1 protein-coding gene is annotated in these 12,585 nt (G+C 69.7%); it reads right to left on the bottom strand.

Annotated elements, in window-relative coordinates:
- Positions 1-12,582: LamG-like jellyroll fold domain-containing protein (locus tag R2834_21910; protein ID MEZ4703004.1), on the bottom strand; the 12,582-nt coding region annotated here is incomplete at its 3' end.
- Positions 12,583-12,585 lie beyond the last annotated feature (3 nt).

The following is a 12,585-nucleotide window of genomic DNA, read 5'->3' as shown; positions in this document are numbered from 1 at the left end:
CGTCGTCAGGACCTGCCGGGCGTTGGAGCCCGGTCGGGCGATCTGCGCTTTCGCGAGGAACTGCTCGTCTCCGGTATCCACGATATACCATCCGGGCAGGTTGTTTACATCCATCAGCGAGGATTCGCGCTCCTCCAGGTTGCGCATCAGATACCGCTGGCGATCGAGGTCCGATGCCGACGTCTGCGGCGGCGCGAACACGACGGCGTTGGGCTCGCCGGTCGCGTAGTCGCGGAACTGCAGGCCGGCGGTCTGGCCCAGGTGCACGATCGCCTTGGGCGAGGCGATGCTCGAGCCGGCCTCGCGGCTGAGCAGCACGTCGTATTTGCCGATGCCGGATGGCGCCTCCAGGCTGAGCGAGAAGCTCTGGTCCTCCAGGTTGTTGCGGAGGCTCTTGATGGTGCTGGTGCGCCCGTGGCCGTACATCAGGATGATGCGTTCGCGGGGGACGAGCGTCACGCGCGGCAGGAAGAACGACAGCTCGTTCGGGTCGAGGATCGACACCAGCTCGACGCTCGAGCCGATCGGCTTGAGGTTGAGCGGCAGGTAAAAGAGCCCTTCCTCGAATCCGGTTCGCCGCTCGCTGCGGTCTGCCCGGATCGTGGCGATGTCGCGGACGCTGTTCCAGATCCTCACCTCGGCCATCGCCAGGGAGGACGACGAGGCGGCGAGGGCGCTCCGGCGGCCGATGACGACGTTGCGCGACGGGGTCAACGCCGGCGCCGACAGGGTGCCCTGCACGGGCCGGGCGGTTTCGGTGGGCGTCTCGGCGTACAGGGTCGCCTTGTAGCCGGCTCCCTCCCGCTCCAGCGTGAGGGCAATGTGGCGCCAGGCCCCGTAGCCGCAGGGGGCCGTCAACGTGGCGCTCGCGCCTTTCATGCGGACCGTAATCGTCGCGTTTTTGGCTTCCCAGCGCGGTTTGAGGCGTTCGGCGATCTGGGCGATCTGGGCCGCGCGCTCCGTTTGTTCGGCGAGCGCGCGCGTATCCTGGGCGTCGCGGTCGGCGGCGTCGCGGGCCGCCACGGCGAGGCGTACGAGTTCGGCCACGCGTGCGGCGTCGGGTCGCGGTTTGGCGCGTTCGGCTTCGAGCGCCGCGCTGGCAGCCTGGGCGGCTTTTTCGCTGGCCACAGCCTTGTCGGCGGATTGCTTCAACGCGTCGGCCTGTTTCTTGATGTCGGCGGCCCGTTCGAAGCCCGAGGCGGCCTGAGACGCCTCCGATGCCTTTTTGCCGCATGCGGCGAAGTCGTTCCGGTCGGCCTGGCTGCGGGCCGCTTCGAGCAGGGCCAGCACGTCGCCGACGGCTTTCTCGGCCTTCGCCCGCCCGGCGATCTCCGTCACGGCGTTGGCCGCCTCGATCTGCAGCGCGTCGTCGTCGTAAGCGGCGAGCACCGTCGGGGTAGACAACGCGTCCTGCGTCACGGCCCGCGGCTGTTGCCCGATGAGTTCGGCCGCGATCTTGTCGATCGTCTCCGGCGGGAGGTCCGCGTCGGGATCCTGCGGCAGGAGGTCCAGGACCGCCGGCGGGAACGTGTACGCCCACCCGAGCCAGCGGCCGCCGCCGGCCGCGTCGATGCGCGCCCAGAACGAGACGGTCAGCGCGTTCATGCCGAAAGCGGGGCCCTGGACCTGGATGTCCGTGTCGGCATCGATCTGCGCGACGAGCAGGTCCGCCTCGGCCTTCCGTTCACCGGAGTCCGACTGGGTGAGCTGGAGCGTCTGCTGGGCATACAGGCGCTGCCACTCGGGCCGGCGGTATTCGTCCACCGTCAGCTCATTCTCCAGCGCCGCATAGGTTTGCGGATGGACCCACGCGCCGCTGAGGTTGAAGTAGGTGTACTTGATCGTGGCGTTGTAGACGTCGATGGACTGCTCGACGCGGCTCTTGGTCGTTTCGTTGTAGAGGTAATACTCCGAGTCGATGATCCACGCCTTGTCGGTCAGTTTGGTCATGTCCTCCTTGCTCAACTCCGCGGAGAGGGCGTTGCGTATCCCGATCTGGAGCGAGACTTCGACGCTGAGCGCGGCATATTCGCCCAGTTTCTGGATGTACAGGGGCTTGAGGTGGACCTCAATGAAAATCGCGCCCCAGACCGAAAACCTGATCGCGTCCATCTGGGCCTTGAGGGCGCTGATTTCCTTCCACAGCGCGTTCTGGTCGCTGCGGGTTTTGGGGCTGGAGAACGTCCGGTTTAGCTGGGCGACCGTGTACGCGGTCCGGATGCCGGCTCCGAGCTGGCGCTGCACGGATTTTTTCAGCTTGACGAACTCCGGCCAGAACAGGAACAGCTTGCCGAAGGCGTAGACCGGCGTCGCAAACTCGGCGTTGATGGGCAGATCGATCTTTTTCCACGGCAGCCAGCGTTCGCCAAACCGGTTGGTGACGCGCTCGCGGTAGTAGAAGGTGGTCGGGTCGGTCTGTGTCCGTCCGACGAGGTACAGTGTCTCCTCGGCCGTGCTCGGAGCGGTTTTGCCGGCGCCGGCGGGTTCCGGCTCGCGATGCAGGTAGCTGCCCACGATCCTGAGCGTGGCGACTTCCCGGAAGCGGTCCAGGTAGTTCACGTAGGCGCGTTCGACGGCGGCCTGGTCGATGTCGCTCTGCATCAACTCCTGTTCGAGTTCGGCGAAGAACGGCGTCTTGGTGTCCCGCAGCTCGGGTTCGATATAATTTTCGGGATAGAGGAAGACCTTGCGGTTCGCCTCCCATACCCGGTAGTTCTTCATCCAGGCCCACTGCTCCTCCGGGATGGAGGTGGGGTCGACTCCTCGTTCGAGGTTCATCAGGCACCGCTGCACGTACAGCTGCACGCTGGCGATGGCCTGCTGGATGCGCGAGGCGTTCACCTGGCTGCCGGTCTGCACGTCGATGAGCAGGTATTCGTAGAGCAGGTCGGCGTCGCGCCGGCTGGCGATATCCTCCGGGATGTCGCGCATCACCCGGGACAGCAGGGCGTCGCGCCGGGCGACCGCGAGGGCGTCGCGCACGGGTTTGAACGCCTTGTCCCACGTGGTTTCGTCGTACCGGGCGCGGAGGACGTCGAAGGTGGCGTCGGCCTGCCGGCGCAGGGCGGCATAGTCCGCCGGGTCGGTCAGGGCGAGGTCGATCAGGTAGCGGATGTCCGAACCCGTCAACGCGGCCTGGTGGAAGGCGTCGCGGAGCCGCTGCAGACCCGTAGCCCGCCGGAAATCGTACGCATCGCCAAAATAGGCCATCGCCGCGGCAACCTGCCGTTCGTCCCAGCCCGTGACGCCGGCGATCCGGCGCGCGAGCGCCTCGGTCGTTTCCGAGGCACTGTCGCCGGCCTCCAGGAAGCCCAGCAGGCGGTCGGCGCCGAGGGCGTCGCGCACCGTGCGGTACGTGTGGAGCCGCTCGAGGTCGGCCACGGCCGGACGCAGGATGGCGGCTTCGCCGGCGAGGCCGAAGCGGGCCGGCGAGGTCAGCAGGGTGTCGATCTCGCCGGCGTTCATGCCGAACAGCCTGGCGAGCTGGAGGATCTTGCTGAGCCGGTAGAGATACCCCGCGCCGCCCGTCTCGGGCAGCCCGACGATCTCGGACGGCAGGGCGCCGGCGCCGACGGCCAGCAGGGTCGACGTCACGACATGCGGAGGCATGTATGCCGCCAGATGCGCCATGACGGCGCGCGTCTGGTCGGAGTCGGTGTCGAAGAGCGCGGCGATTTCGGTCTCGAGCGCCGCTTCCATCGTGGCCCGGAGCTGCAACAGGGCGCCGCCGTAGGTTTGCTGGATGGCGCGGCGGCGTTCGATCACCGCCCGGATGCCTGCGCGGGCCTCCGGTCCCGGGGCGGCGTCGGGTTCGTAGAGTGCGCGCAGGGCGTCGTCGTCGATCGCCGCCTCCGGCTGCACCACGCCCGCCGCGTTCGCGATGCCGCCATCCACGAGGCGCCGGAAGGTAGACTGCTGGATGGCGCGGAGCGCCCCCAGTTCCCGGCCGATCGCACGGACCACGTTGTCGCCGATGTTGCCGGGCGAAGCGAGGCCGTCGCTGGCGCGGAGCGCCTCGTTGAGGGCGCCCGGCGCGACGGCGTCGTGGACGACCTGCGCCTGCGCGCCGAGCACGCCATGGCGCTGCAATTTGGCGAGGACGGCGTCCGCCTTGCCGGCGGCGACGCCGGCCTGTACGATGCGGCGCCGCGCATCGGCGGCCCAGGGCACGGACGCGTCGAGGTCGGCGGCGAATCGGGCGGACCAGGTGCAGGCGGCCTGTTCTTCAGGCCGGACGACGCCCTCCCACGGCGCGGCCCCGGCGAGGTCGTTCAGGAGCGCCTGCCACGCCGGATCGGCTTCCAGCCCGGCGAGATCGCGGGCCTGAAACAGGGTGGATTCGACGATGCCCTCGCCGCTCAGCGGCGCCGGCGCGATGGGGGTTACCGGAACGCCGGCGAGGGCGTTGGGGCCGCCCAGGAAGCGCACGGCGACCATCGATTCCATCTGGCTGATGGAATCGGACACGAAGCGGTCGGGCGTGGCCAGGAAGTCGGCGGCTTGCTGGCGAAGCCGGTCGGCCAGATCGCGGATGCCGGCGTCGTCGAAGTGGAACGACGCCCTGGCGCTCTGGATGTCGTGGACCAGCAGATCGAGCAGGTAGATGTCGATGCCGGCGGCTTTCATCCACGCGCTGCGCTCGCTGAGGGTGTGGACGTCGTCGAGGCCGGCCACGCCGGTCAGGCCCGTCAGCGCGAGGAGCCGGCCGATGGCCTGGATGTCGAGCCCGAAGGCGCGCGCTGTCTGCGTCAGGCGATAGAGCCGCGTGAGATAGGCGCCATCCAGCATCACCTCGCGCGCGCCGTCCCCGCTGAGCGCGGCGACGAGCCGGGCGAGTTCGTCGTCCGACAGGTGCAGTGCGCCCATGAGCCGGGCGCGGAGCGCCAGGTCTTCCGGATGGTTGCCGGCGCCGTCCACCTGCCAGCGGATCGCCGGCTGATAGGGCGACCACGGCTGGCGCTCCGACGCCTCGTCGGCGTTGTAGACGCGGTCGAAGAGCGTACGCCCGTCGGCCTTGCCGGTCGATTTGATCGGTCCCCAGATCGCGGCGAGACGGTCGACCGTCAGCCGGTGGCGGTCCATCGCGTCGGCGGCGCGGGCGAGGCGGCCCAGGCTGTCGGCGTCGAGCGCGACATCGGGCAGCGGGCTCGCATCCCGCCAGCCCAGCGCCTCGAGCCGGCCTGTAGCCGCGAGGCGGCCGAAAAACGTCTCGCCGGTCAGGTTGAGCGCGAGGTCGTCGGCCGTGTCGAGCAGCGCTTCGCGGCCGGCGAAGATCTCGTCCGCCGTGCGCGCCGTCTCCCAGATCCGCAGCCCCAGCAGGCGCCCCGAGAACCACGGCGCGGCCGTCGGGATATCGTCGCGGTGCCAGGGTCCCACCGCCGCCGCGCCGCCGAGGAGGGCGGCCGGCGTGTAGTCGTCGAGTTGTCGGCCCGCGGCGCGGCCCATGGGTTTGCCGTCCAGATAGGCATGCAGGGCGCCGCTCTTCAGGGCGCCGCGGCCGTCGAGGACCAGGGCGACATGATGCCACTGGCCGGAGCGGATGCGCTCCGTCGCCAGCCAGCTGCCGGGCCACGACACCCCCGCGTAACCGCCGGCATGGAGCCGGCCGGCGAAGAGGTAGATCGCCAGGCCGGCCTCGCCGCTTCCTTCGCGGTACAGCACCTGCGCGCGATCCGCGCGGGCGGTGTCGTCGGCGTTGAACCAGAGCTCAATCGTGCGCCGCTGGCGCGTCTGGGGGGCGCCGGTTTCGACGGGCAGCCCGTCCTCAGCGCTCCGGAACGCCAGGACCCGGCGCTCGGGGTTCCAGAATCCCGTTTCGGTGAAGAGGGGTCTGGATACGGGATGCGGCTGCCGGGCGCCGGCGACGCCGCCCAGGCGCAACGCCCGCGGGGCGCCGGCCCGGCTCGGGATGAGCAGATGCGCGGGCGCGCCCGTTTCCGGCGCCGTCCAGTACGCGAGCAGGTCCGCGCCGCCGTCCGCCGCGATCCGGCGCGCCGGCAGGTAGCGGCTCGCTTCGAGCGCATCGGCATCGCGCGCGCCCTTCCAGACGCGGACTTCCCGGACGAAGCCGGCGAAATACCGGTTCGCCATGTCGCGCCCGACCTCGAGGTCGCCGCCGGCGTTGAGCACCGCCTGAACCAGCATCGTCTCGGCCTCGGCCGTGAGCGCGCTGGCCGGATCCACCGGCTGTCCGTCGATGAAGAACCGGACGCCCGCCGGCGACACGGCAAAGGCCAGATGCGTGAACCGGTCCGTCGGCAACGCGCCCGACGCGGCGGTTACCGTCAGTCCCGACCGCGCGTGGACGCAAGCCGGCGCCCCCGTCTCGCTCAGGCCGAACCAGATGCCGCCCTGCCGCGACGCGCTTTCGCCCTGGCACAGGATCGGGTTCATCCGGTGTTCGGTCGGGTATACCCACGCCTCGACGGTGAAGCCGTCCGCATCGACAAAGCCGGCGCCCGAAGCCGCCATGTACCGCTGCACGCCATCGAACCGGACGACATGCCGCATCGGCCAGACGGGGTGATCCGCGATGCGTCGCCATGCCGGCGCGTTTTCGTCGGATACCGCGGTGGCGAAACGCGTCGCGTCGGGCGCGAAGCGCGGCGTGGACGCCGTATCGACCCAGGCGCTCGCCTTCTGGCCGGCAGGCGTCTCCTCAAAGGATTGATCCAGCAGCGGCGTGAGGCGATCGACGACGAGGTCGTCGAAGTATTTGGCGCCCTCGCCCGTGGCCCAGACGCCGACAGACCCTCCCGTGAGCGGCGCGCTGCGATCGACCGCCTTCATCTGGAACGCGGCCGGCTCGGGCTGGCCCTCCTCCCAGACCCGCGCCAGGACGGTGACTTTTCCCTCGGGTCTTTCGCCGGGGTTGAAGCGCACGGCGATGCGGAACCGGTACCAGGTATCGGGCTTGCCGACGATGCCGGAGTCGTGCACCTTGTCCGCATCCGGCACCTGCACGCTGAAGCGGCGGGAGGCGGGGAAGGCGGCGAGGCGGAACGTGGCGCCGGCGCCGGCCGGGCGAACGAGGCCGTAGAAGTCGTTGTGGTCCGCCGAGCGTGCAAAAAACGCCGCACCCGCGCCGCCGGCCTCGTCGCTGAAGCGCAGCCGGCCGGTGTACGTGTAGCTGTCGAGCGCGCGGCTGTCGATCGCCGGATGTTTGTAGATCGAGACGACGTCCTTTCGGGTGGCGACATCCGTCGCAAGGACATGCTGGCCGGTTACCTCGCCGACCTGGAAGAGGGTGTTGGCCTGGATGCGGGCGGTCGCCTCGTCGCTGCCGCCATCCTGCCAGCCGGCCGGGCTGGCGCCGGCGGGGTATCCGGCGAAGGCTTCGTCGAGGTAGCGCTGTCCGACCCGCAGGTCGTCGAAGTACGCGCGCTCGGTGTCGCCGGCCCAGAGGCCGACGGTGCCCGCGGTGATGTGCGAGGCGCTCGTGTCGAGGGCGACGATCTGGTCCTCCGCCGGCATGGCTTCGCCGTCGGGCCAGACGCGGACCCGGATGCGCGTCGCCGTGCCGGCGCCCTGCTCTACGGTGTCGGCCTGAATCTGGAATCGATACCAGGTGTCGTCGGCCGTCGGGACGGCGGCCAGGGCGAGGTCGCCGGAGAGCAGGTCGAGGCCGTGCGGGTGGGCGTCGAGGTAGAACGCCGGGCGGGCGGGCGTTCGGCGCAGCCGGTAGTAGCGGTCTTCGCCCGCGCCGTAGCGGCTGTAAAACGTGACGCCGATGGCGCTGGCGGCATCCGCCACGTACATCCGTCCGGTGTAGACGTAGTTCCGCCACGCGCCGGCGTCGATGCCCTGCGCCGGCAGGTAGTGCGTGTGCAGGCTGTCGCCGGCGGGCGGCGCGATGGGGGCGTAGACGCGTCGACCGAACGCATGGAGCGCGAAGAGGTCCGCGGCCGGCCTCAGGCTGTTGTTGGATGCGGTGGCGACCCACCCGTCCGGCAGCGCGTCTTCCGCGCCGGCCTCGAAATCGCTGGCGTACAGCTCAGCGCCGGCCGTGCCGGCGGCCGGATCGAGCGCGACGACGCGCACATCGTCGAGCATCTTTTCGCCGACGTCGCCGGCCCACAGGCCGATGGTGCCGTGCGTCAGCGGGTCGCTGAAGTCGATCGCGTCGATGGCGAAGGTGTCCGGCTCGGTCGTGCCGTCCTCCCACATCCGGATGCGGAGGACCGTGGCGCCGTGGCCGTCGAACTGGCGCGGATGATCGGGCACGTGGATCGCCTGGATGCGGAACCGGTACCAGGTGTCCGGCCGCGTGTCGATCGGGATCTCCGACTGCTCGCCCTCGCTGATCCGGCCGGCGGGATGCGACGCGAGGTGGAATCGTTTTTTCTCCTTGATGCGGCGGAGCCGGTAGTAGGCATCCGCCTCCGGGTACTGGCTGAAGAACGTCAGGCCGGCGCCGCTGTCGGCGTCGCCGAACCAGATCCGGCCGCTGAATTCGTAGGCATTCCAGGTCGCGAAGTCGCCGGCGCCGCGGTAGTGCGCGTGGATGTTGAACTGGGAAGACACGGTGCGGAGCACCTGGTTGTCGCGCAGGACGACGGTCTGGAAGAGGTCCGCCGGCTGGCCGAAGAGCACCCGGTCGCCGGTCCCGATCCATCCCGAAGGCGGCTCGCCCGCCTCGTGGGTCTCGAAGGACTCGCTGAGCAGATGCACCGCGCCATCCGCCCCGGCCGTGGCGGCCTCGATGACCTGCAGGTCGTCAAATCGTTTTTCCCCCGGCCCAAACCCCCAGACGCCGACGCTGCCGGCGTCGATCCGGCCGTTGCTGACGTCCAGGACGTCGACGATGGGGTCGGCCGGCCGCGCGTCGCCGTCGCGCCACAGCCAGACGCGGATGCGCGTGCTGCCGTCCGGGCCGTCGGTGGGGTCGTCGGCGGTTTCGATCCAGAAGCGTTGCCAGGCGTCGGGCGTCATGGCCACGCCGGTGTCGATCCGCAGCGAGGCGTCGGTCGTGGGGAAGCCGATGAGGTGGAACGTCGGCCGGTCGGCAAAACGACGGAGGGCGTAGAGGCGGTCGACGCCCTCGGGATGCCGGCTCAGGAAGGTCACGCCGATCCCGGCATCCGTGTCTGACGCGCGCATCCGGCCGGTGTAGACGTAGTTGCGCCACCGAAGCGACGCGGAGGCGCCGGCGTCGGGGGCGTAGTGGAGGTAGGCATTTTCGAGCGGCGCGCTGGCGTCGGTCGTGGCCGCCGAGACGTTGCGCGCGCTCCATGCGGCGGCGACGCCGGCGGGGCTGCAGGGCGAGGCGGGCGGGGTCATGACGTCGAACGCCGTCCCGCCGCCTTCGTCGAGCGTCAGTCGGTAGACGAGGGAGGCGTCGCTGTCGGCCGGCGGCGCAAAGCGCTCGGTCCGGATGACGTCCGGGGAGAGCGTATCGCGCCAGACGCAGAGGTCGGCGATTTCGCCGGCGAAGCCGTGCGTGAGGTGCGGGGCGCTGTCCACGTACGCGCCCGCCAGGCGAAGCATGCCGGCGTGGGCGACGATCCCGCCCAGCGTGCCGCTGACGGTGAAGTCGAGCGGAACGCCTTTCTGATCGGCCTTGAGCCGGGATCCGGTCACCGTGCTCGATTCCAGATCGAGCGGCTGCCCGTCCAGATAGGCCCGGAAAACGACCGGTTTTTGCGCGGCGGACTGGTCGTTGGTGACGGCGAGATGGTGCCAGACGCCCGACCGCACCCCGTTTGTGGCCAGGATGGTCTCCTTGACGTTGCGCGGCCCATAGTCCGCGCACCAGGCCGCGACGAACAGCCGGCCCTCCGTCAGATAGACCGACAGCCCGCCCTCCTCGTCGCCGACGCCGTAAAGCACCTGCTTGCGCGGGCCGTCCGGGTCGATGGGACGGGTGTCTTGCGCCCGGAACCAGAAGGAGAGCGTCATCCGGTCCGGCGGGGACCCGGCGGCCTGTGCGGTCGCGGTGAGGCGGACGCCATCGTTCATGCCGTCGAACGCCAGCGTAACGCCGGGGCGAGCGGGCGCCGGCGCGCCGGGAAGCGTGAGGATGTCGACCGGCTCCGGGCTGTAGTCTTCCACGAACCCGCCCAGGACGAGGTCGTGGCCGCGGGCGTGGTCGCGCGCGATGCGCCGCGGCGCGCCTTGCAGGACGGCCGTCTCGATCCGGTCGAGCCGCCAGTAGCCCACGAGGCCTTCGCGTTCTTCGGGCGGGACTTCCCGGTGCATGTGCCGGCGCAGCGTGGCGCTGGGGACGGATCGGTTCCACACGCGCACTTCGCCGATCTGGCCGTGCGCGAATGCGCCGGAAAAGTCGCTTCCGATAAAGAGGCTGTTGCCGCGCGGCGAGAGCGACAGGGTGGCATCGAGCTCCGTGGCGCCGGCGGCCTGGCCGTCGATCCAGAACGAGATCCGCTTGTTCACCAGGGTTACGGCGACATGCCGCAGCGCGCCGGGAGCGAGGACGCCTTCGCTGGCGACGACGCGTCCGGGCAGGGCGCTGGTGCGGAAGATGAGCCGTCCCGACGCGTCCAGACCCAGCAGAAACTGCAGCTGTTTAGACGGCTCGCTGCCCTTGGCGATGAGGACCTGATCGCGGAGCGACTCGAGATGCACCGAGGCCTCGATCGTCAGCGCGCCGAACGCGGCGTAGTCGTCGACGCTGCGCGCGCACAGGTACTGCTCGATGCCGTCGAAGTGTAGGCCGGCGGACCGGGGCGGCGGGTCGAGCACGAGCGGGTACGGGATCCACGCCGGCTGCATGGCGAGCACGTCGCCGCCGGCGATGCCGTGCCGGGCGCCGGGGGTGTGGTCGTGGAGCCGGCCCGAGAGCGACGGCGCGAGCGGCCAGTAGCCCGCGAGGTGCTCCTCCGAGCCGCTGAGCCGGCGGTAGCGGTCGCGCGCGATCTCGTCCGGCTTCCGGTCGGTGGCCCACAGGCGCACGTCCTTGATCAGGCCCTCGAACACACAGCTGTTGAGGTCGCGGCCGATCTCGAGGTCTTCCCCGAGCGGCGCGAACGACAGCCGCTGCGGGTTTTCGGCCGGCGTGGCCACGCCGTCGATGACGAACACCACATCCCCCTTGCGGACCGAAACCGCTACGTGGGAATAGACGCCCATCGGCAGCGTCTGCTGACTCCGGAGGTACGACAGGCCGTCGGCCGCGTCGCGGAGGTCGGCGCCGGTCTTGCCCTCGAGCGCCTTGTCGTCGGCGGTAAACAGGGGCTTGTCGAACAGCGCGAGACGGCCCTCGCTGTCGATCCAGAGCACGAAATGGATGGCGTGTTCCTTCTGGCCGGCGCTCGTCCCCCTGGCCAGAATAGGATGGATGCCGGCGTGCGCCGGATTGACCCAGGCTTCGATGGTGAACGTGTCGCCGACCAGGTCGGCCGGCGCGTTTCCGATCGTCACCACGTCGTTGATGCCGTCGAACGAAAGCGATGCCTCCGGTTCGAATGAGGGGCCGAACGAACGGAGCGCCCAGTCGAGATCGTCGAACGACCAGTCGAGCTTGCGGGCGAGTTTGACGAACCGGTAGATCCGGTCGAGCTTCTGCGGACTCAGGTTGAGGATGCGTTCCGAGCCGTAGGACGGGTCCAGCGGCCGCGTCGGGTCCTGTTCGATGGCCAGATGCCCGAGGCCGTCGTCGGCGCGGTTGATGAAAAAGAGGCGCGAGAGGCCGGCGTTGAACTCGTGCGCGTCGAGATCCTGGTAGATGAGCGCATTGAGGTCGGACCGCGATAGTCCGGTTCGCTGCAGGAAGACGGCCACATTGGCGAGGTCGGCCGCGCCGCCGTACCGGATGTCGAGCGCGCCGGCGTCGTCGTTCGCTTCGGCGATCAGGTCGAATTCCGCCGGCGAGAGCCCGAGCCGCTCGCGGATCTGGATGGCGTCCGGCCGAGCGAACGCCCCATAGATGGCCCCGAGGCTGGTCTTCATCCTGTCCAGGTAGGCCCGGATCTCCTCGAGGGGCAGATGGAACGGCAGATCGAACGGATGGCCGGCATCGACCAGCGCAGCGTAGGCGTCCGGGTTTTCCCGGGTGCGTACCAGTGCCTCGAGGACGTCGATGACGAGGTCGATGTAGGGGATCAGGCCCGTCGTGTTCGGCTCGTCCAGTGCGATCGCGCGGAGGTCGGGGCGCCGGCTGTGCAGCTGCAGGCTGTCCGGGATGCGGTTGGCCGGATTGCTCGCGACGTGGGTGTCGACGAAGCGGAGGAGATCGACGAAATAGGCGGCCGGCCCATACACCGATTCCGCGTGGCTGCACGACAGGTAATCGAGGCTGCCAAAGAGACGCTGATAGTCGGGGATTTCCGACAGGTACTGAAGGAACGCCTCCGGAATGTTGTTGAAAAGCGTCTGCCGCAGGTGCGGCGAGGCGGCTTCCTTCAGGTTGGCCCATACCAGCGCGGCGCGTTCCAGGATGGCGGCGGCAGTCTGGTGGACGCGACGCGCCAGCTGGGCGTCGCAGGCGAAGTCGTCGGCCGCGAAACGGGCGACAAAGGCGTCCTCGTCGATGCGGACGATGTCCTGGAGGGTGCGGAGGTCGGAATGGCGTTCCCGGAATAGCTCGAGCGCTTCGCGATCGAGGCTGGCGTCGATGAAGCTCATGTG

It is taken from the genome of Rhodothermales bacterium (genome assembly GCA_041391505.1).
In the GTDB taxonomy this organism is placed as follows: Bacteria; Bacteroidota; Rhodothermia; order Rhodothermales; family JAHQVL01; genus JAWKNW01.
Note: the sequence above shows the minus strand (reverse complement) of the source record. Positions and strands in the feature narration are given on the sequence as shown.